This is a genomic window from Bradyrhizobium sp. 160 (assembly GCF_023073735.1).
Lineage (GTDB): Bacteria > Pseudomonadota > Alphaproteobacteria > Rhizobiales > Xanthobacteraceae > Bradyrhizobium.
Genome location: NZ_JADPKD010000057.1, coordinates 390,885 through 410,808 on the forward strand (window position 1 = coordinate 390,885; position 19,924 = coordinate 410,808).

A 19,924-nucleotide genomic window follows, 5' to 3' on the forward strand; every position below is an offset into this window, starting at 1 on the left:
CCAGATGACCGGCAGCGACCAAAGCACAATTGAGACTTACGAGTGCGATGTGCTCGTGGCCGGATCGGGCGCCTCCGGCATGTCGGCGGCAATCACCGCGCGTTATCGCGGCCTCGACGTGCTCATTGTCGAGAAGGAGCCGCGCTTCGGCGGCACCACCGCCCGCTCCGGCGGCTGGCTCTGGATTCCCGGCACCTCGCTCGCCAGGGCTTACGGCATCGAGGAGACGCCGGAGCAGGCCCGCACCTATCTCCGCCACGAAGCCGGCAACAATTACGACGCCGCGCGGGTCGATGCATTCCTCAGCGCCGGCCCCGAAGCGGTCGATTTCTTCACCACCAAGACCGCGCTGCGCTTCGACATGCCGCTGGTGTTTCCCGACTACCATGCCGAGGCGCCCGGCGGTGCGCAGGGCGGCCGCTCCATGGTAACGCGCCCATTCGACGGCCGCGAGCTCGGCGACCTCATCAAGACCCTCGGCATGCCCCTGCCCGAACTGACCGTGTTCGGCATGATGCTCGGCTCCGGCAAGGAGATCATCCACTTCATGCGCGTGACGAAGTCGCTGACCTCGGCGGCCTATGTCGCCAAGCGCCTGTCACGTCATCTCATGGACGTGCTGCGCTACGGCCGCGGCATGACGCTCACCAACGGCAATGCGCTCGCAGGACGGCTGGCGAAATCCGCGCTCGACCTGAAGATTCCGATGTGGCTGTCCTCGCCGGTGCGCGAGCTCTCGGTCGAGAACGGTACCGTGACCGGCGCAATCGTTTCGCGCGAGGGACGCGATGTGCGCGTCCGCGCGCGCCAGGGCGTCGTGCTCGCCTGCGGTGGCTTTCCCCACGATGTCGAGCGGCGCAGAAAGCTGTTTCCACATGCGCCGACGGGCAATGAGCACCATTCGCCGGGACCGACCGGCAACATTGGTGACGGCCTGCGCCTTGCGGAAAGTGCCGGCGGGCATGTCGAGGATCGCCTGCCGAACGCGGCCGCCTGGGTGCCGGTGTCGCTGACCACGCGCAAGGACGGCTCGAAGGGCGTGATGCCGCATTTCATCGACCGCGCCAAGCCCGGCGTGATCGCGGTGATGCGCGACGGCAAGCGCTTTACCAACGAGGGCAATTCCTATCACGACTTCGTCCAGGCCATGGTGAAGGCGGCCAAGCCCGGCGAAGAGATCGCGGCGTTTCTGGTCTGCGATCACAAAACGCTGCGCAAATACGGCCTCGGCTGCGTGCCGCCCTTCCCGATGCCGCTCGGCCATCACCTCAAGACCGGTTACCTCATGCGTGGCGACACGCTGGAAGCGCTCGCGGCGAAGGCCGGGATCGATGCCAAGGCGTTCACCGAGACCGTCAAGCAATTCAATGCGACCGCGCCACAGGGCCAGGATGCCGCCTTCGGCAAGGGCTCGAAGGCTTATAATCGCTACCAGGGCGATGCGCTGCACGGCCCGAATCCCTGCGTCGCGCCGATCGAGCACGGCCCGTTTTACGCCATCAAGATGGTGATCGGCGATCTCGGCACCTATGCCGGCATTGTCACCGACGAGAACGCGCGCGCGCTCGACGCCGAAGGTCGGGTGATTCCGGGGCTCTATGCCGCCGGCAACGACATGGCGAGCATCATGGGCGGCAACTATCCCGGCGCCGGCATCACGCTTGGGCCGGCGCTGACCTTCGGCTACATTGCCGGACGACACCTTGCCGACAGCGCCGCCAAGCGCAAGGCGGCGTAAGCGGACGCACGTCAGGAGGCGCATGAAGAGGGCAAGCCGCGGCATCCAGTCGATCGAGGTCGGCGGAGAACTGCTCCGCGCGCTCGCAAGCAGCGGCGAGCCGATGATGCTGCGCGATCTCGCCCGCGAAGCCGGCATGACGCCGGCCAAGGCGCATCCCTATCTCGCCAGCTTCTCGCGCATCGGATTGATCGAGCAGGACGAGACCACCGGCCGCTACGAGATCGGCGCGCTGGCGCTGGAGCTCGGCCTGATCAGCCTGCGCCGCCTCTCCGGTGTGCGCATCGCACGTCCCAGGATCGCTAGCCTTGCAAGCCAGATCGGCCACGCGGTCTCGCTCGCGGTCTGGGGCACGCACGGTCCCACCGTGGTGCAACTGGAAGAGCCGGCCCAGCCCGTCCACATCGTGATGCGGGCCGGCTCGGTGATGGCGCTGCTGGAGACCGCGACCGGCCGGGCCTTCGCCGCCTTCCTACCGGAGAACACGATCAATGCCGCGCTCGAAAGCGGCCTCGACCGCCACGGGGTCGGCTACAATCCCAAGCGCGCGGTGAAAGGCGCGAAGATCGCCGAGATGCTCACGGAGGTTCGCAAGCATGGCCTCGCCCGCGCGCTCGGCGATCCTCTGCCCGGCGTCAATGCGTTCGCAGCACCGGTCTTCGATCATTCCGGCCACGTCGCGCTGGTCATCACCGCGATGGGCCCGGAGGGCACCTTTGATGCGCGCTGGGACAGCCCGATCGGGCATGCGCTGCGCGACTGCGCCGGCGGCATCTCGAAGCGGCTCGGACACAGGATGACGGTTGCGGCGGAGTAAGAGGCAAACCGCCGCCTCACAACTGCTGTCATGCCCCGCGAAGGGGGGATGGATTCACGGGCCGGGCGATGACAGCGCATGTGGGCCGACTTTCCAGCCCTACTTCTCCTTCACCGGCACCGTGTAGTTCAGGATCAGCCGGCCGCCATCCGGATAGATCGTCTGCCCGGTGATGTAGGAGGCATCGTCACTGGCCAGGAACGCCACGACCGAGGCGACCTCGCTCGGCTCGCCGCCGCGGCCCGCGGGCGTGCGCGATAGCACGGTCTTGCGCGCATCCTCGGACGTATAAATCGCCGAAGCCACCATGTCGGTCAGGATCGTGCCGGGCCCGACCGCGACGACGCGGATGTTGTGCGGGGCGAGCGCGACGGCGGCGACGGAGGTGAGCTGCTTCATGCCGCCCTTGGAGATGGCGTAGGTCGCGAGCGTCGGAATTGCCAGCAGCGCGTTCACCGAGGACATGTTGATGATGACCCCGCCGCCGCCCTGCGCGATCATCTGCTTCGCCGCCGCCTGCACGCCGAAGAACGCGCCTTTCAGATTGATGGCGATGACGTCGTCGAAATCCTGCTCGGAGATATCGAGAAGGTCCTGATTGCGGGCCACGCCGGCATTGTTGACCATGATGTCGAGCCGGCCGAATTCCTTGGCAGCAGTTGCGACAAGATGATCCACGTCCGCGCGCGCGGCGACATTGGCGACCACGGTGCGCAAGGCATCCGGCCGTCCGAGCTCGGCCGCCGTGGCGGCCAAGCCGTCGGCATCGACATCCGAGATGACGACCTTGACGCCGTCGTCCAGGAATCTCTTCGCGCAAGCCTTGCCAATGCCGCGCGCCGCGCCGGTGATGGCGGCGACCTTGCCGGTTAGCTTCATGGGTTCACTCCAGGACTTGTGACGATCTCACGGACGCGTTCACGCAAAGACGCGCGGGCGCAGTCCGGCATGAAACCAGGTGATCATGGAATAGATGTCATAGACCGGCAACCCGACCTCGGCCTGGAGCGCTGCGGCGTAAGGCGGCATGTTGGTGCATTCGAGCACGATGGCGCCGACCTCCGGATTCTTCGCGACGAGCTGCTTGCCGGCCTCGACCACGTCGCGCTCGGCTTGCGCCACGTCCATATCGTCCTTCTCGGCCTTGATCAGGACGCGAAAAAACTCCTTGCCGTTTTCGGTGCCGACCAGCGGCGTATCGAGCGGCACGCCGGCACCTTCGAGATGGGCGGGCGAGAGCGTCGAGCCCGACACCGTGACGAGGCCGACGCGCTTGCCGGGCGGCAAGGTCGCCTGCACCCACGGCACCTGCATCAGCGACGAGGTCGCAACCGGCACGCCGACGGCGGCCGCGATCTCCTTCTGGAACAACGAGAGGAAGCCGCAATTGGTGGTGATGGCTTCGGCCCCGAGCCGCACCAGGTCTTTCGCGGCATCGATGAAATCGGGCAGCAGGCCGGCTGCGCCCTTCAGCACCACTTTCTCCGGCGAAGCGCCACTCACCACGCGGTAAAGCACGGGGAACGGCCAGGTCGTGCCGTTACCCATGTCGCCGGGGATGCGCGGAAAGCGCGCTTCCAGCATCAAAATACCGAGCGGCGCGCCATAGATGACCTTGCCGCCACGGGCAATGCGGGAGGACGAATCGGCTGGAGGATTCATGTTGCGATCTCAGAGGAAACGATCGGGTGCGAACGGCGCCAGCGGAATCTCAGGCTGCTTGCCGCTGAGGAGCTGCGCGACCAGACGGCCGGTACGCGCCGAGCCGACCAGGCCGATGTGGCCATGGCCGAAGGCATAGACGATATCGCGCGAGGCCCGCGCATGGCCGATGCAGGGTCGTCCATCCGGCATGCTCGGACGATGACCGAACCAGGTCTTGACGCGCGAGGCTGGCATGTCCTTCGGCAGCTTGGGGAACATGCTGATGAGGTGGTTGCGCAGGATTTCGGCTCGCTTCCAGTTTGGCGCGGCTTCGAGGCCGGCGATCTCGACCGTGCCGGCAGCGCGCAGGCCGCTGTCGGTCCAGTTCACCACCATCTTGGCATCGGACGCCATCATCGAGCTGCGCGGCCCCGATTCCGGGTTCTCGATCATGACATGATAGCCGCGTTCGGTCTCGAGCGGCAGCGGATCGCCGACGGACGCAGTAAGTTGCTTCGAGCGGGCGCCCGCCGCCACCACTGCGGCATCGCAAGCGATCTCGCCGGTTTCGGTAACGACGGCGACGAGCTTGTCGCCGGAGAGTTTTAGCCCTGTCGCCTTGGCGCGCACGTGCTTCGCACCGCTGGCGAGCGCGTGATTGGCGAGCGCTGCGACATAAGCGCCGGGATTGCGGCAGCGGCCGGCCTCCTCCACCACCACGCCAAAGGTGTAGCGCGGATGCAGGTCCGGCTCGCGCTGGCGCATCTCGTCGGCGTTGAGCTCGAGCCATTCAACACCGACGCGCTTGCGCAGGCGCCAGCCGAGATCACTGTCGAAATTGCCGCGCGACGGGAACACGTGCATCACGCCGTTGCGCTCGATCAATTCAGGCACGCCCGCTTCTTCCGCGAGCTTTTTGTGCAAGAACGGTGCGTCCTTCAAGAGGTCGCGCAGCGCAAAGGCGGTCTTCTCGACCCGCGTCTCGGTCCAGCCCGAGAGCAGATATTTGATCAGCCAGGGCAGCGCTTTCGGCAGATAAGACCAGCGGATCGCGAGCGGCCCGAGCGGATCCATCAGATAACCCGGTACCTTCTTCCAGACGCCCGGCTCGGCCGGCGGGATCACCGAATGCGACGAGAGCCAGCCGGCATTGCCATAGCTCGCCGCCTGCTCGCCACCGGGCTCGCCCGGATCGATCAGCGTGACGCGATGGCCCTCGCGCAGCGCCTCGATGGCGCTAATCACGCCGATCGCGCCGGCACCGATGATGGCGACGTGGCGGCCGGTCGCCATCGCCTAAGCCTTCGCCGCGGGCACAAAGTCCTTGCCGACTGAGATCGCGCGCGGATCGATGATGCAGTGGAGGATCGACGGCTTGCCCGAGGCGAGCGCGCGCTCGAACGCCGGTGCGAACTGCTCGGTGCGCTCGACGCGCTCGCCATGGCCGCCGAACGCTTTCGCGTACATCGCGAAATCAGGGTTCTTGAGCTGGGTGCCGACGACGCGGCCGGGATAATCCCGCTCCTGATGCATGCGGATGGTGCCGTATTGCGAATTGTCGACGATGATGACGATCAGCGGTGCGTCATACTGCACGGCGGTGGCGAACTCTTGGCCGTTCATCAGGAAGCAGCCGTCGCCGGCAAAGGCGACGACGACGCGGTCCGGATATTGCCGCTTGGCCAGCACGCCCGCCGGCACGCCATAGCCCATCGAACCCGAGGTCGGCGCGAGCTGCGCGGCAAAGCTGTGGAAGCGGTGGTGGCGATGGATCCAGCCGGCATAATTGCCGGCGCCGTTGCAGACGATCGCGTCCTTGGGCAGGCGGTCGCGCAGCCAGGTCATGACCTGGCCGTACTGGAACGTGCCCGGCAGCTCGCGCGCCTTCTCGGTCCAGGCGAGATAATCGGCATGCGCCTTCGCCGCTTCGCCCTTCCAGGCCACCGTTCCGGCGGGCTTCAGCGTCTCGACGGCCGCCGCGAACGCGGCGGGCGTCGCCTGGATCGCCAGCGCCGGCTGATAGACGCGGCCGAGCTCCTCGGAGCCCGGATGCACGTGGATCAGCTTCTGCTGCGGAACCGGAATGCCGAGCAGCGTGTAAGACGAGGACGGCATCTCCGACATGCGGCCGCCGATGAGCAGAATGACGTCGGCGCCCTCGATGCGCGCCTTCAGCCCCGGGCTCGGCCCGATGCCGAGATCGCCGGCGTAATGCGAATGGTCGGCGTCGATCAGCGAAGCCCGGCGGAACGAGGTCGCGACCGGCAGGTCGAAGCGCTCGGCAAAGCGGGCGATGCTCCTGGTCGCCTCATCCGTCCAGCGCGAGCCGCCGAGAATGACGAGCGGCGCCTTGGCGCCCGCAAGCAACGCGTCGAGCTTCTCGATGTCGGCCGGCGCGGGCCAGCTCACCGCCGGCTCGATGCGCATGGCGTCGGCAACCGCTGCGGTCTCGGTCAGCATGTTCTCCGGCAGCGCGATCACGACGGGACCAGGGCGGCCCTGCATGGCGACACGGAAGGCGCGCGCGACCAGCTCCGGAATGCGGTCGGGGCGATCGATCTCGACGGCCCATTTCGCCATGGTGCCGAACACGGCCTTGTAGTCCAGCTCCTGGAACGCCTCGCGCTCGCGCATGCCGCTATCGACCTGGCCGACGAACAGGATCATCGGCGTCGAATCCTGCATCGCGATGTGGACGCCGTGGCTGGCATTGGTCGCGCCGGGCCCGCGCGTGACGAAGCAGATTCCGGGGCGGCCGGTGAGCTTACCATAGGCCTCCGCCATCATCGCAGCGCCGCCTTCGGCGCGGCAGATCACGACATCGATCGGGCTGTCGTGCAGCGCATCGAGGGCCGCCAGATAGCTCTCACCCGGCACGCAGGTGACGCGCTCGACGCCCTGGGCGACGAGCTGATCGATCAGGATCTGGCCCCCGGTGCGGGTGTTGCGAATGGTCATGACGGCTCCCTCAAGGCTTTGACGACGCGCCCAGCGCCTCGCCAATTGTGTGCGGAATTGGCGTAGGACAGGCCGACAGGACGTGCAAGATCGAAAGGCTTCTCGCCGCCTGCGCAGGCGTCATGCCCGCCCTTGCCGTTTGCACGATCGGGCTTTGAGGTCACGTCTGCGCCCGGCGTCCGCCATGGGCCACAACGATGATGGCGAGCGTCGACGTCTTCGTCTACGATCCGGCCGAAACCAACGTGTCTGGAGACCGAATGCAAACCATCGGCCTGATCGGGGGCATGAGCTGGGAGAGCACCGCGCTCTATTACAGGCTCATCAATGAGCGGGTCCGCGACCGCATGGGCAAGCTGCATTCGGCGCCGCTGCTGCTGTATTCCTACGATTTTCAGCAGATCAAGGAGATGCAGTACGGCGGCCGCTGGAGCGAGGCCGCCGCCAGCCTGGCGGAAGTCGCGCGGCGTCTCGAAAGCGCCGGGGCGCGAGCGATCGTGTTGTGCACGAACACGATGCACAAACTGGCGCCCGACATCAGCTCCAGCGTGACCGTTCCGTTGATTCACATTGGCGATGCGACAGCGGAGCGGATACGGGCGAAAGGATACCGCCGGGTCGGGCTGCTCGGCACCAAGTTCACGATGGAGCAAGACTTTTACATCGACCGGCTGCGCGCGCATGATCTCGACGTCCTGGTTCCTCCCCCTGAGGCGCGCGCCGATGTGAACCGGATCATTTACGATGAGCTGTGTCTTGGAACTGTCACCGCTCCCTCGCGCCGGCGCTATCAGGACGTGATGGCTGCGCTCGTCCGCGCCGGCGGGGAGTGCATCATCCTCGGCTGCACCGAGATCACGATGCTGGTCGGCCTTGACGATACCTCGGTCGAGACGTTCGACACGACGGCCATTCATGCCGAGACGGCAGCCGACTTCGCGATCGGGTGAATTTGTATCAAATCCCGGCGACGGCAGCATGCCATCAGCAGGCGGTGCTGGGGTGCTCTCCTCTCTCCACGTCATTGCGAGCGCAGCGAAGCAATCCAGAATCCCTCCGCGAAAAGACTCGGGATTGCTTCGCGGAGCCTGTCCTCGGGCCGCGCTTCGCGCGGACCCGTTGGCTCGCAATGATGGTGTGGATAAACGCCTCCCTAACGGATGAGAAGCGAGCCTCTACCGATGCTGGATCGCGCGGATTGCGCCGCGGAGTTCGGCCAGGCCGCGCAGGCGGCCGATCGCGGTGTAGCCGGGATTGGTGCGCTTGGTAGTGGCGAGATCGTCGAGCATGCGGTGGCCGTGATCGGGACGGAACACGATTCTCTTGTTGGGCGAACGCTGCGCGTTCTCCCTTAACAGCGCCTTGAGCACGGCGATCATGTCGACGTCGCCGTCGAGATGATCGGACTCGTAGAATGAAAGACCATCAGCCTCGCGCTTTGTTGCGCGCAGATGGGCAAAGGCGATGCGAGAGCCAAAGCGCTCCGCCATCGCAGGCAGATCGTTCTCAGACCGAACGCCGAGCGATCCCGTGCACAGGCAGATGCCGTTGGCCTTGGACGGCACGGCGTCGAACAGCGCCTGGTAGTCCTCGGCCGTCGAGGCAACGCGCGGCAGGCCGAACAGCGGGCGCGGCGGATCATCCGGATGCAGCGTCAGCGATACACCGAGCTGCTCGGCGACCGGCGCGACACGGCCCAGGAATTCGGCAAGATGCCGCCGCAGGATCTTTGGCGTGATGTCGCGATACGTCTCGAGCCGATCGCGGAATTGCGGGATGGTCATGGGCTCGGTGGTCGAGCCCGGCAGCGCGCTGGCAATGACCATCACGAGATAGTCGATGTCGGCCTGGCTCATCTTGTCGAACAGCTGTTTCGCGCGGGCCTGCTGCTCCGGCGAATATTCCTGAAGCGCAGCAGGACGCTTGAGGATATGCAGCTCGAAGGCGGCAAAGCGGTCTTGGTCAAAGCGCATGGCGCGGGCGCCGTTCGGCAGCTCCCATTCCAGATCGGTGCGGCACCAGTCGACGACAGGCATGAAATTGTAGCAGATGATCTTGATCCCAGAAGCGGCCACCGCTTCGAGACTCGCGATCCACGCCTCGATCGATTTGGTCGCCTTAGCCCCGAGGCGCTTGACGTCGTCGGGGATCGGAATTGATTCCACCACCGACCAGGTCAGTTGCGAGCGGCCGGGCTGCCCGTTCTCAATGAAATTCTTGCGCTCTTCGACCGCCTTGCGCGTCCAGGCCTCGCCGATCGGCACCTGATGCAGCGCCGAGACAATGTCCGTCGCACCGGCCTGCCTGACATCGTCGAGCGAGACCGGATCGTCCGGCCCGTACCAGCGCCATCCCTCCAGCATCATGCGTTGTCTCCGATCAATTCGCGGTCAGCACGACCTTGACACTCTGCGAGCGGTCGAGTGCCAGCCTGAGCGCATCGGGCGCGGTCGATAGCGGCCGCTCCGCGGTGACCAACGCCAGCACGTCGACGCTGCCGTCCGCAATCAGTTCCACCGCCGTCATGAACTCGAAGCCAAAACGGAACGAGCCGCGCAGGTCGATCTCCTTCGCCATCACCGCGTTCGACGGTGTCGGGATCTGCCCGCCCGGCAGATTGCCGATCTGCACCACGATGCCGCCGCGCCTGACGATGCCGATCGCGCTGGCAAGCCCCGCGGCCGTTCCGGAGACCTCGAAGGCGACATCATAGGAACGCGAAGCCGCCTGCGCCTTCAGACCCTCTTCGCCGCCCGAAACGTTCTCGACATGCGAGGCGCCGAGCCGGCTTGCGAAGGCCAGCGGCGCCGGGGCGATGTCGGCCACCGTGACATCAGTCATACCGGCGCGGCGCGCGGCCAGCATGGTCAGAAGCCCGATCGGGCCGGCGCCGAAGATGATGCCGCGCTTGCCCTCGATGTTACCGGCGCGCGCGACCGCGTGCAGGCAGACCGCGAGCGGTTCGGCCAGCGCTGCGGCCTGATAGGAGACGTGGTCCGGTATCTTCACGCACTGCGCGGGAATCGCGTCGAAATAATTGGCGAAGCCGCCCTGCATGTGCGGCGTCTTCGAGGCCGAGCCCATGAAGTAGATGTTCTCGCAGAGATTCGGCCGCCCCTCGCGGCAGGCGACGCAATGGCCGCACCAGCGCGACGGATTGACGGCGACGCGGTCACCGATCTTCAGGTTCGCTGCGGCGCCGGCGATCTCCACGACCTCACCGGAGATCTCGTGGCCGAGCACCAGTGGCGACTTCACGACGAAATCGCCGGTGCGGGCGTGGCGGAAATAGTGCATGTCCGAGCCGCAGATGCCGCCGGCGCCGAACCGGACGCGCACCATGCCGTCGCTGAGCTTGTCGAGCGGATGCTCGATCATGCGCAGGTCTTCGGGCCCGAACAGGGTTGCGGCAAGAGCAGTGGAAGTCATTTGGAAAGTCCCATGTATTTTGGCAGCCAGAGGGTCAGCTCGGGAATGTAGGTGATCGCGATCAGCGCGAGCATCAGCGGCACCAGCCAGGGCAGGATCGCCACCGTCGTACGCTCGACCGAGAGTTTTGCCACGCGGGCGAGCACGAACAGCACCATGCCGAGCGGCGGGTGCAGCAGTCCGATCATCAGGTTCAGCGTCATGATCAGACCGAAATGGATCGGATCGATGCCGAGCTTGAGCACGATCGGCAGCAGGATCGGCACCAAAATAGTGATCGCCGCCGTGGTGTCGATGAAGCAGCCGACGAACAGGATCAGGACGTTGGCGAGCGCCAGGAACACCCATTTGTTGTGGGTGATGCTGAGCATCCAGTCCGACAACATCTGGGCCGCCTGCGACACCGTCAGCAGCCAGGCGAAGATCGAGGCCGCCGTGACGATGAACAGCACCGAGGCCGTGGTCTCGATAGTGTCGAAGGTCGCCTTGGCGACGGTCTGGAACGTCATGGTGCGATAGCGCACGAGGCCGAGGAACAGCGACCAGATCACCGCGGCGACGGCGGCTTCCGTCGGCGTGAACCAGCCGAGGGTCATGCCACCGATCAGGATCACCGGGGCCATCAGCGCCATCACCGCGGAGAAGTCGAAATACCAGTCGATCACCAGCAGCGCGCCAAGCCCAATCACCACCGCCATGTTGGTCGACATGCCGGCGAGCGTCATCAGCCAGATCGCAAGCGGGAACGACAGCACGATGACGATCTCGAGCCCGGCCGAGCCGAGCTGCGGCCAGGAGAACGGCGTATCGCTGCCCCATTTGTTCTTGTGCGCGAAGTAGGTGACGGTGGCCATCATGAACAGGGTCAGGACGACGCCGGGAATGACGCCGCCGAGGAACAGCGCGCCGATCGAGACGTTCGCCATCATGCCGTAAATCACGAAGGGCAGCGACGGCGGGATGATGGGGCCGAGCGTCGCCGAGGCCGCGGTGACGCCGACCGAAAACTCGGTGGAGTAGCCGTGGTCCTTCATCGCCTTGATCTCGATGGTACCGAGACCGGCGGCATCGGCTATCGCGGTGCCGGACATGCCGGAGAAGATCACCGAGCCGATAATGTTGACGTGGCCGAGGCCGCCGCGCATCCAGCCAACGAGCGCAACCGCGAATTTGTAGATGCGCCCCGTAACGCCGGCGATGTTCATGAGGTTGCCGGCCAGGATGAAGAACGGCACGGCGAGCAGCGGAAAGCTCTCGACGCCGGCGATCATGCGTTGCGCCAGCGTGACGTCGGGCGTCACGCCGCTGACCAGGATGTAGAGCAGCGACGACGCGGCCATGGCGATCGCCACGGGAACGCCGAGCAGCATCAGGACGAGAAAGCCCCCGAGCAACAGCAGCATGGTCTATCCTTCCGATCCGTCATAGGCACCGGGACGTTCGAGGACCGAGTAGCCCTGTCGCCAGTTCTGCATTGCCACCTGCACCGAGCGTGCGAACATCAGCACGAAGCCGAGCAGCACAGCATAATATACGTAGTCCTTGGGAAGATTGATCGTGGTCATCTGCTCGTCGCCGATGATCTGGATGTAGACCCAGACCAGCTTGATGGCATAGCCGAAGAAGACGATCCGGATCAGGTCGATCACCGTCGACAGCGCGCGCGCCACGGGTTGCGGCAGATAGCGGTAGACGAGATCGACCTGGATGTGGCGCGACAGCCGCACGCACATCGAGGAGCCGATGAAGACCACGCCGATCAGGCAGTAGGTCGCGATCTCTTCGGTCCAGGCATAGCTGTCGTTGAGCACGTAACGGGTGAAGAACTGGAGGAAGACGGCAAGCGCCATCACCCAGAAGATCGCGAGCGCCAGCCAGTCCTCGAGCGCGTAGATGCCGAGATCGACCTTCGGCGTCGCCTCTTCCTCGAAAGTATGGGCGATCTCGTCCGCGGTGATCTGCCGGTGGATTTCGGCGGTCGACATGGGTTGCTCCTCGATAGACCTCAACGTCGTTCCGGGGCGACGCGTCAGCGTCGAACCCGGAACCTCGAGATTCCGGGTTCTCGCTCGCGAGCCCCGGAATGACAGCCACTGCTATTTGACTTCCTGGATTTTTTCCCAGTCGGCCTTGCGGTAACCAAAAGTCTCGAACGCAACGTTCTTCAGCACGGCGTCGCGGAACTCGTTCTTGTCGACTTCGGTCACGCTCAAGCCCTTCTCTTTGAAGAAGGCGACGAGCTTGGCCTCGTTCTGCTTGATCTCCTCGGTGGCCCTGGCGGCCGCCTCCTGCGCGACGTCGGTGAAGATCTTCTTGTCGTCGTCGCTGAGCTTCTTCCACAGCGCGCCCGCAATCACGGTGTTGAGGTGGTCGACGATGTGGCCGGTCAGCACGATGTGCTTCTGCACCTCGTAGAACTTCTTGGCCTCGATCGTGGTCAGCGGATTCTCCTGCGCCTCGACGGTGCCGTTCTGGAGCGCGAGATAGACTTCGGCGAACGCGATCGGCGCGGTGTTGGCGCCGCAGGCGCGCGGCATTGCGAGATAGGCCGGCACGTCGGGCACGCGCATCTTCAGGCCCTTCATATCGGCGCAGGTCTTGATCGGCTTGTTCGACGAGGTCTGGCGCACGCCGTAATAAGTCACCGCGACGATGTGATGGCCGCTCTTGTCCTCGTAGCCCTTGGCGAGCTCCTTGAAGATGTCGCTCTTGGTATAGGCGAGAAGATGGTCGGCGTTGCGGAAAGTGTAGGGATAGTAGGTCACGCCGATCGGCGGGAAGCTCTTGGCCGCAAAGCTGGAGCCGGAGATGATGATGTCGACCGAACCGAGCGAGAGCCCCTGGTTGATGTCGGCTTCCTTGCCGAGCTGTGAGGCCGGATAGACCTCGATCTGATAGCGGCCATTGGTGCGCTTGCCGATCTCCTGCGCGGCCCAAACCGATGCGGTGTGGAACGGCTCCGAGGTCTCGTAGACATGGGCCCATTTGAGCTTGGTCTGCGCCATGCCTGCATTGGTCGCAGCCAGCAGCGCGGCGGCGGAGAGCGCCGCGGCAATCGTCATCTTCTTCAACATCGACTTTTCCTCCATCGTTCAAGTCTGCTTCTTGTTCGCCCGCCCCAAAGCGGAAGCGAGCCGCCCAATCTCATCGCCGTCGTGCGCTGCTGCTCGCAGCCCGCTTCTTCGGCGCATGTTTCGGTTTTGACGGTTTTGCCCCGGCTCGCTCCGTGCGGCTGGGTCCGGACGAGGATCCCACCGCGTTCTCGGCGCCAAAATTCTGCGCGAAGCGTTCCTGGGAGCGCGCCAGATGATTGCGCATGGCATCGCGCGCGGCCTGCGGATCATGCGCCGCGATTGCATCGCGCACCGCGCGATGTTCGTCGAGCGCCGCCCGCCACGTGCCCGGACTCTCGAAATAATGCGCAAGCTGGGCGAAATAGGGATTGAGGCGCTGATCGAACAGCTCGCCGACCACGCGCACCAGAACGGCGTTGCCGAGGCTCCCGGCGATCGCGATGTGAAACGCGCGATCATGGACCATCGAGGCTTCGCCGGGATGCTCGACCTTCTCCATCGCGACAAGAGACGCATCGATGCGGGCGATGTCGTCCTTGGTCGCCACGCGCGCGGCCTCTTCGGCGACGGCGCTTTCCAGGAATTCGCGGGCGCGCAGCAGCTCAAACGGGCCCTCGATGACGGATGCGGGTGCCGGTGCCGCAACGGCGGCGGGCTCGATCACGTAGATGCCGGACCCGACCCGGATGCGGAGGCGGCCTTCGACCTCGAGCGCGATCAAAGCTTCGCGCACCGTCGGCCGCGATACCTTGAGCTGTTCGGCGAGTTCGCGCTCGGTCGGCAAGCGGCTGCCGACGGCGTACTCGCCGCTGTCGATCAGGCTTCGCAATTGATCGGCGACCTGGCGATAGAGCCGTCTCGCCTCCACAGCTTCCAGCGGCACGCTGGTCCTCCCGAACGGGTCGCGAGGCACCTCGTGTACCCGCGGCCGGCCAATTTTGGAAAATTGGTCTTACCAATTGACCGGAGCATTGACCGAGGACAGGCGCCATGTCAAGCAGCGGCAAAGCAAAGGGGAGACGTCCATGCGCCTTCGTTCAACGCGCCTTGGCCGCACCAATCTCGAGCGGCTGCCGCCCGGCATCCGCCGCCCGGCCTATGACCGTTCCCGCGTCACGCCGGGCGTCGTGCATCTGGGCTTGGGAGCGTTTCACCGTGCACACCAGGCCGTCGTCATCGACGACTGCCTTGCCGCAGGCAGCGCGTCCTGGGGTATCGTCGGCGCGAGCCTGCGCAGCCCGGACACGCGCGACGCCCTTGCCCCACAGGACCACCTCTACACACTTGCCATACGATCGGCCGAAGGCACCGAGCACCGCGTCATCGGCGCGCTGCTCGACAGCGTCGTCGCTCGCGAGGATCCGGCACGGCTGGTCGGGCGCATGGTCGATCCCGCCATTCGCATCGTGTCCCTGACCGTCACCGAGAAGGGCTATTGCCACACGCCGCAAACCGGCGATCTGGACGAGCGGAATCCCGACATCGTGCACGATCTCAACAATTTCGGCGCACCGCGCTCGGCGCCGGGCTTCATTGTGGCTGCGCTGGCGCGCCGCCGGGCGCAGGGTCTTCCACCCTTCACCGTGCTGTGCTGCGACAACCTCGCCGCCAACGGCCACACCGTGCAGCGGATCGTGACGCAGTTCGCCGCGCTGCGGTCGAAAGAGCTCGGCAAGTGGATCGCGGATGCAGTCGCTTTCCCCTGCACGATGATCGACCGCATCGTGCCGGAAACCACAGACGCCGACCGGGATGCGGTGTCATCCGCGCTGGGCTTTTACGACGCATGGCCCCTGATGACCGAGCCGTTCACGCAATGGGTGGTCGAGGACCGCTTCACCGCGGGCCGGCCCGATCTCGCCGCCGCAGGCGTCGAGCTCGTCAGCGACGTCAAGCCGTTCGAGCTGATGAAGCTGCGGCTGCTCAACGCCAGCCATTCGGCGCTGGCCTATCTCGGCTATCTCTCAGGCTACGAGACCATCGCCGACACCATGCAGGACCCGCATTTCGCCCGTCTTGCCGCGCAGGTGATGGAAGAGGCCGCGGTGACGCTGACAATGCATTCAGGCACGGACCTCGCCGCCTATCGCGCCTCGCTGCTCAAGCGCTTCGCAAATCCTGCACTTCACCACCGCACCTGGCAGATTGCGATGGACGGCTCGCAAAAGCTCCCACACCGCCTGCTCGGCGCGATGCAGGATCGCCTGCGCAAGGATTTGCCGATCGCAACCCATGCGCTCGCGGTGGCCGGCTGGATGCGCTACGTCACCGGCCTCGACGAGCAGGGCCGCGCGATTGACGTGCGCGATCCGCTCGCCGGCGAATTCGCCGCACTGGCGCGCGAGGCAGGTCCCATCGCGGAACGGCTCGCGCCCGCAATGCTCGGGGTCGCCAAGGTGTTCGGACCTTTTGGCGCAGAGCCGCGCCTGCGCGAGGCCGTGACTTCGGCGCTCGGCCGTCTCTACCAGGATGGCGCACGGCGGGCGGTGGCGGCGCACGTTTGGGCGTGACCACAACGCGCGCAGCATCTTGAATGCTGCACCGCGGTCAACGCCGACGGAAGTCGCGCTTGATTTTTGCCTGCCATTGCCGCACCCGGGAGGCATGGCAAAAGACAGCAAGGTCATCGCTGCGAACGCGGCCTTCTACGCCGCCTTTTCGGCCGGCAATTTCAACGAAATGGAGCGGATGTGGGCGGATGATGACGCCATTTCCTGCATTCATCCCGGCTGGCCGGCCATTATCGGGCGGGCCACCGTGATCGGAAGCTGGCGCGACATCCTGCAGAATCCGCAGCGGCCGCAGATCGTCTGCGCCGAACCGCAGGCCATCGTCGACGGCGACAGCGCGCGCGTGCTCTGCATCGAGATCGTCGACGGCACCGCTTTGGCGGCGGCGAACCATTTCCGCCGCGTCGGCGACGGCTGGCTCCTGGTGCATCACCAATCGAGCCCGATCGCGCAGATTGTCGAGCAGGCCGAAGAGGATAGCCCGAGCCACCGCGTCCACTGAAGACGATGATCACGCAGGCGTGATCTACTGTGCATGGGGTTGTTTTGCGAGTTTTTTGTTTAGCACCTCATCCAAGCCTCGACAGATCGTCCAGCACGACCCGCGCAGCGCTGAAATCATCGTCCCCGAAGAACATGCTGCGCGTGATCAGAACCGGTATGCCGGCTCGTGAGGCCGCGATCAGGCCATTCGCGGAGTCTTCGATCGCCACACAATCGTGCGCAGTCAGCTTCAGCCGTGCCAGGACCTCGAGATAGACGTCCGGTGCAGGCTTCTTGTGCCGCACGTCGTCGCCGGCAACGATCGCGTCGAAAACCCTTGCCCAGCCCGGCCCCAACGCCTGCGAGAGCAGTGCGTCGATATTGCCGTGAGAAGTGGTGGTCGCGATCGCGAGCCGCTGGCCGCGCGCCCTCGCGGCGGCGAGCAGCTCCGCCACGCCCGGCCGCAACGGACAGCAGCCGGTCTCGACCAGCTCGGCATAATGGGCGGTCTTGATGCGATGAAGCTCCGCGATGTCCTCGTCCGCCAATGGCTGGGCGATCCGCAGCCTTGCATGGTAGGCGCGCATACGTTCCTTGCCCCCGGTCACCAGCAGCAGGTCCTTGTAGACGGCGCGGTCCCATTCCCAGCCGAGCCCGTGGCGCAAGAAGGCATGATTGAACGCCTGCCGGTGCAGCTCCTCCGTTTCGGCGAGCGTCCCGTCGACATCGAAGATGAGCGCGGCGGCGCGCCGGATCAGGTCGGCAGCATTGCATGCTACCGGCGTGGCGGATGCTTCTGCCTGCATGATCGATGATTTCTCCTATCGCCCAGGTGACCATCGCCCGCGGCCGCAGGTGAGACAAATTGCAATATCTTTTGCCGGCCCCAAAAATCTCTTATGAGCAGAGGGGCGCAGGTAGCGCGACGGGAACCCCGACCAGCACGGCAGAGGCATGCGGCTCTTCATCCTTGGCATCGGCTATAGCGCCAGGCACTTCGTCCGCAGGTTCGGCGGCGCCTTCTCGCACCTCGCCGGTACCGTGCGCAATCCCGGGCAGCGGGATGATCTCACCAACATCGAGGTGCAAGCCTTTTCCGGGAGTGATCTGGATCGCACCACGGTCGAACGCATCAGCGACGCCGACGTCCTTCTCATATCGATCCCGCCCGGCCGCTCCGGCGATCCCACTGTCACCGGCCTTGCGGACGTAGTGGCGGCAGGTCGCCGCAAGGTCGTCTATCTCTCGACCATCGGCGTGTATGGCGATCACGGCGGCGGATGGGTCGACGAGAGCACCCCGCCACAGGCGATGTTCGAACGCACGCGGATGCGGCTCGCGGCGGAGCAAGCCTGGACGGAGGCAACAGGCGGCGCTGCCGCGATCCTCAGGCTTGCGGGCATCTATGGTCCCGGCCGCAATGCGCTCCTGACCCTGCGTGCGGGAACGGCCCGGCGCATCATCAAGCCGGGACAGGTCTTCAACCGCATCCACGTCGACGACATCGCGAGCGCCATCATGGCCGCTGTCCGTCACCCGAACGGCGGCACCTGGAACGTGTGCGACGACGAGCCCGCGCCGCCGCAGGACGTGATCGCCTACGCCGCGCAGGTGATGGGCGTTGCACCGCCGCCAGAAGAAGCGTTCGCGACAGCCGAGATGTCGGCGATGGCCCGCAGCTTCTACGCCAGCAGCGCCCGGGTCTCCAACGCGAAACTTAAGCGCGAGCTCGGCGTCACGCTTGCTCACCCGACCTACCGGCACGGCCTCGATGCGCTGTGGCGCGCCGGTGAAGGACGATAGGTTCCGGCATCTCCGGCGCGTCCCAGACATGTTCTGCCCGCGCTTGACTCCGCTCGGTCGCGGACGTGTGATCTCGGCATTCGCGAGCCACTGCATAACGAGCTCGCGCCTTTGGGAGGACGCAATGAACAAGACGATCGCCATGATCGCGGCGGCGGCTGCCGCCATCGCGTTCGGTACGGCCAGTGCCGCGCCGCTGCCGGAAGCCAATCCCGACGATGTCGGCTTCTCCAAACAGGGCCTTGCACGCCTCGACAGTTTCTTCGCGCGCGAGATCGCCGCCAAGCGCGTACCCGGCGCGGTCGTCGCGGTGGCGCGAGACGGCAAGCTCGTGCACTACAAAGCTTACGGCATGCTTGATCCAGACAAGAGCACGCCGATGCCTGTCGACGCGATCTTCGCGCTGGCCTCGATGACCAAGCCGATGGCAGCGGTCGCCGGCCTGACGCTGATGGAAAAAGGCCAGTTGCCGCTTCAGGCCAAGCTGTCCGACTACTATCCGGGCTTTGCCGACATGAAGGTCGGCGTGCACCAGGCGGACGGATCGCTCAAGCTCGAGCCGCAGGCCTCGCCGATCTTCATCCATGATCTCTACCGGCATACGTCCGGGCTGATGTATGGCGGCCGCCCCGACAGCTCCAGTCCGGTGGCGCGGCAATATCCCGATGGCATAGCGCCTGCGATCGAAGGCGACACCCAGGCCTTCATCGATCGCATCACAAAACTGCCGCTGGCGCATCAGCCCTCGACTGAGTTCGAATACGGTTTTTCGATCGACGTGCTTGGTGCTGTGGTCGAGAAGGTGAGCGAGCAGAAGCTCGGTGATTATCTCGCTGCCAACGTCTGGCAGCCGCTCGCCATGAAGGACGCGACCTTCCACCCGACGGACGCACAGCGCCCTCGCCTCGCCCGCCCGTTCGCCAATGATCCGCTGACCGGCAAGCCCCAGGCGATCAAGCTTTTGGACACGCCGACTAAATTCGACTGTGGCGGTGCCTGCGCGTTCGCGACGATCGGCGACTACGTCCGTTTCGGGCAGATGCTGCTCAACGGTGGCGAGCTCGATGGCCAGCGCATTCTCTCCCCCAAGACCGTGCATCACATGACGGCCAACCATCTCGGTCCCGAGATCAAGAACAACGTGGCGAACATCGAGCCGCATCGCGGCGGCTTCGGCTTTGGCCTTTCGGTTGCGGTCCGCACCAGCGAGGGGCTGTCGTCGGTCCCCGGCAATCCCGGCGAGTTCACCTGGAATGGCGCCTTCGGGACGCAGTTCTTCTGCGATCCCAAGGAGCGTCTCGTCGTCGTCGTCGGAACGGCGGCGCCGGGCGAGCTCAGGAAATATTATCGCGAACAGGTCCAGGACATCGTTTACGGCGCGATGGTGAAGTGAGATCGGCACGCGGAAATTTAAATGGCGGCCGAACGGGCCGCCCTTTAGCATCTAACGTCAGCTCGGGACTCCGTA

General features: G+C 65.3%; 18 protein-coding genes. 7 read left to right on the forward strand and 11 right to left on the reverse strand.

The annotated features are described in order from the left end of the window. The first annotated feature begins 4 nt into the window (after positions 1–4). Together IVA98_RS24640 and IVA98_RS24645 are read left to right on the forward strand one after the other, a co-directional pair. Positions 5–1,738, forward strand: a complete 1,734-nt coding sequence (locus tag IVA98_RS24640) for an FAD-dependent oxidoreductase (protein ID WP_247295892.1) — start codon at positions 5–7, stop codon at positions 1,736–1,738. 22 nt (positions 1,739–1,760) lie between these two features. Then, positions 1,761–2,555, forward strand: a complete 795-nt coding sequence (locus IVA98_RS24645) for an IclR family transcriptional regulator (RefSeq protein ID WP_247295890.1) — start codon at positions 1,761–1,763, stop codon at positions 2,553–2,555. Positions 2,556–2,654: 99 nt separating this feature from the next. On the opposite strand, the gene IVA98_RS24650 is transcribed toward IVA98_RS24645, so the two are convergent. From IVA98_RS24650 to IVA98_RS24665, 4 genes are read right to left on the reverse strand one after another with little or no spacing between them, the layout of a single operon-like run. Continuing rightward, entirely contained in the window at positions 2,655–3,434 is a 780-nt protein-coding gene (locus tag IVA98_RS24650; protein WP_247295889.1) for an SDR family NAD(P)-dependent oxidoreductase, read from the reverse strand. A 39-nt stretch (positions 3,435–3,473) separates the two neighbouring features. Further along, complete coding sequence (locus IVA98_RS24655) at positions 3,474–4,217, reverse strand: aspartate/glutamate racemase family protein (protein ID WP_247295887.1); 744 nt, start codon at positions 4,215–4,217, stop codon at positions 3,474–3,476. 9 nt (positions 4,218–4,226) lie between these two features. Further along, complete coding sequence (locus tag IVA98_RS24660; protein WP_247295884.1) at positions 4,227–5,492, reverse strand: NAD(P)/FAD-dependent oxidoreductase; 1,266 nt, start codon at positions 5,490–5,492, stop codon at positions 4,227–4,229. 3 nt (positions 5,493–5,495) lie between these two features. Beyond that, the gene (locus IVA98_RS24665; RefSeq protein ID WP_247355661.1) at positions 5,496–7,157 is read right to left on the reverse strand and encodes a thiamine pyrophosphate-binding protein; all 1,662 of its coding nucleotides are present in this window, start codon (positions 7,155–7,157) and stop codon (positions 5,496–5,498) included. A gap of 260 nt (positions 7,158–7,417) precedes the next feature. Between IVA98_RS24665 and IVA98_RS24670 the strand changes: the two genes are divergently transcribed. After that, positions 7,418–8,107, forward strand: coding sequence for an aspartate/glutamate racemase family protein (locus IVA98_RS24670; protein ID WP_247296118.1), 690 nt, complete (start codon positions 7,418–7,420; stop codon positions 8,105–8,107). Positions 8,108–8,332: 225 nt separating this feature from the next. Here the strand turns inward: IVA98_RS24670 and uxuA are convergent, their stop codons facing one another. From uxuA to IVA98_RS24700, 6 genes are all read right to left on the reverse strand, one after another. Then, on the reverse strand, positions 8,333–9,520 hold the full coding sequence (uxuA, locus tag IVA98_RS24675) for a mannonate dehydratase (RefSeq protein WP_247307063.1): 1,188 nt from the start codon (positions 9,518–9,520) through the stop codon (positions 8,333–8,335). A 16-nt stretch (positions 9,521–9,536) separates the two neighbouring features. Continuing rightward, entirely contained in the window at positions 9,537–10,586 is a 1,050-nt protein-coding gene (locus tag IVA98_RS24680; RefSeq protein ID WP_247307054.1) for an L-idonate 5-dehydrogenase, read from the reverse strand. Beyond that, positions 10,583–11,989, reverse strand: a complete 1,407-nt coding sequence (locus IVA98_RS24685) for a TRAP transporter large permease (RefSeq protein WP_247307052.1) — start codon at positions 11,987–11,989, stop codon at positions 10,583–10,585. Before IVA98_RS24685 ends, IVA98_RS24680 begins: the two co-directional genes overlap by 4 nt. 3 nt (positions 11,990–11,992) lie before the next feature. Continuing rightward, positions 11,993–12,571: a TRAP transporter small permease gene (locus IVA98_RS24690; protein ID WP_247278304.1), complete on the reverse strand. Its 579-nt coding sequence runs from the start codon at positions 12,569–12,571 to the stop codon at positions 11,993–11,995. 111 nt (positions 12,572–12,682) lie between these two features. Further along, entirely contained in the window at positions 12,683–13,660 is a 978-nt protein-coding gene (locus IVA98_RS24695; protein WP_247307050.1) for a sialic acid TRAP transporter substrate-binding protein SiaP, read from the reverse strand. A 70-nt stretch (positions 13,661–13,730) separates the two neighbouring features. Further along, a complete protein-coding gene (locus IVA98_RS24700) occupies positions 13,731–14,543 on the reverse strand; it encodes a FadR/GntR family transcriptional regulator (RefSeq protein WP_247355662.1) in 813 nt (270 codons plus the stop codon). A gap of 142 nt (positions 14,544–14,685) precedes the next feature. On the opposite strand from IVA98_RS24700, the gene IVA98_RS24705 reads away from it, so the two are divergent. Both IVA98_RS24705 and IVA98_RS24710 read left to right on the forward strand, forming a co-directional pair. After that, on the forward strand, positions 14,686–16,170 hold the full coding sequence (locus IVA98_RS24705; RefSeq protein ID WP_247307045.1) for a mannitol dehydrogenase family protein: 1,485 nt from the start codon (positions 14,686–14,688) through the stop codon (positions 16,168–16,170). A gap of 94 nt (positions 16,171–16,264) precedes the next feature. Beyond that, positions 16,265–16,672 (forward strand): nuclear transport factor 2 family protein, encoded by a 408-nt coding sequence (locus IVA98_RS24710; RefSeq protein WP_247307062.1) that lies wholly within the window; start codon positions 16,265–16,267, stop codon positions 16,670–16,672. Between the two features lie 67 nt (positions 16,673–16,739). Here the strand turns inward: IVA98_RS24710 and IVA98_RS24715 are convergent, their stop codons facing one another. Then, a complete protein-coding gene (locus IVA98_RS24715; RefSeq protein WP_247355663.1) occupies positions 16,740–17,459 on the reverse strand; it encodes an HAD family hydrolase in 720 nt (239 codons plus the stop codon). Between the two features lie 148 nt (positions 17,460–17,607). Here IVA98_RS24715 and IVA98_RS24720 point away from each other — a divergent pair, with 148 nt between their 5' ends. Continuing rightward, the gene (locus IVA98_RS24720; RefSeq protein ID WP_247355664.1) at positions 17,608–18,456 is read left to right on the forward strand and encodes an SDR family oxidoreductase; all 849 of its coding nucleotides are present in this window, start codon (positions 17,608–17,610) and stop codon (positions 18,454–18,456) included. A gap of 124 nt (positions 18,457–18,580) precedes the next feature. Then, entirely contained in the window at positions 18,581–19,849 is a 1,269-nt protein-coding gene (locus IVA98_RS24725; protein ID WP_247307035.1) for a serine hydrolase domain-containing protein, read from the forward strand. Positions 19,850–19,924 lie beyond the last annotated feature (75 nt).

Excerpts from the sequence above, each read along its gene's own strand:
- IVA98_RS24640 (WP_247295892.1), top strand. The coding sequence starts at position 5 with ATGACCGGCAGCGACCAAAGCACAATTGAGACTTACGAGTGCGATGTG.
- IVA98_RS24645 (WP_247295890.1), top strand. The coding sequence starts at position 1,761 with ATGAAGAGGGCAAGCCGCGGCATCCAGTCGATCGAGGTCGGCGGAGAA.
- IVA98_RS24650 (WP_247295889.1), bottom strand. The coding sequence starts at position 3,434 with ATGAAGCTAACCGGCAAGGTCGCCGCCATCACCGGCGCGGCGCGCGGC.
- IVA98_RS24655 (WP_247295887.1), bottom strand. The coding sequence starts at position 4,217 with ATGAATCCTCCAGCCGATTCGTCCTCCCGCATTGCCCGTGGCGGCAAG.
- IVA98_RS24660 (WP_247295884.1), bottom strand. The coding sequence starts at position 5,492 with ATGGCGACCGGCCGCCACGTCGCCATCATCGGTGCCGGCGCGATCGGC.
- IVA98_RS24665 (WP_247355661.1), bottom strand. The coding sequence starts at position 7,157 with ATGACCATTCGCAACACCCGCACCGGGGGCCAGATCCTGATCGATCAG.
- IVA98_RS24670 (WP_247296118.1), top strand. The coding sequence starts at position 7,418 with ATGCAAACCATCGGCCTGATCGGGGGCATGAGCTGGGAGAGCACCGCG.
- uxuA (WP_247307063.1), bottom strand. The coding sequence starts at position 9,520 with ATGCTGGAGGGATGGCGCTGGTACGGGCCGGACGATCCGGTCTCGCTC.
- IVA98_RS24680 (WP_247307054.1), bottom strand. The coding sequence starts at position 10,586 with ATGACTTCCACTGCTCTTGCCGCAACCCTGTTCGGGCCCGAAGACCTG.
- IVA98_RS24685 (WP_247307052.1), bottom strand. The coding sequence starts at position 11,989 with ATGCTGCTGTTGCTCGGGGGCTTTCTCGTCCTGATGCTGCTCGGCGTT.
- IVA98_RS24690 (WP_247278304.1), bottom strand. The coding sequence starts at position 12,571 with ATGTCGACCGCCGAAATCCACCGGCAGATCACCGCGGACGAGATCGCC.
- IVA98_RS24695 (WP_247307050.1), bottom strand. The coding sequence starts at position 13,660 with ATGTTGAAGAAGATGACGATTGCCGCGGCGCTCTCCGCCGCCGCGCTG.
- IVA98_RS24705 (WP_247307045.1), top strand. The coding sequence starts at position 14,686 with ATGCGCCTTCGTTCAACGCGCCTTGGCCGCACCAATCTCGAGCGGCTG.
- IVA98_RS24710 (WP_247307062.1), top strand. The coding sequence starts at position 16,265 with ATGGCAAAAGACAGCAAGGTCATCGCTGCGAACGCGGCCTTCTACGCC.
- IVA98_RS24715 (WP_247355663.1), bottom strand. The coding sequence starts at position 17,459 with ATGCAGGCAGAAGCATCCGCCACGCCGGTAGCATGCAATGCTGCCGAC.
- IVA98_RS24720 (WP_247355664.1), top strand. The coding sequence starts at position 17,608 with ATGCGGCTCTTCATCCTTGGCATCGGCTATAGCGCCAGGCACTTCGTC.
- IVA98_RS24725 (WP_247307035.1), top strand. The coding sequence starts at position 18,581 with ATGAACAAGACGATCGCCATGATCGCGGCGGCGGCTGCCGCCATCGCG.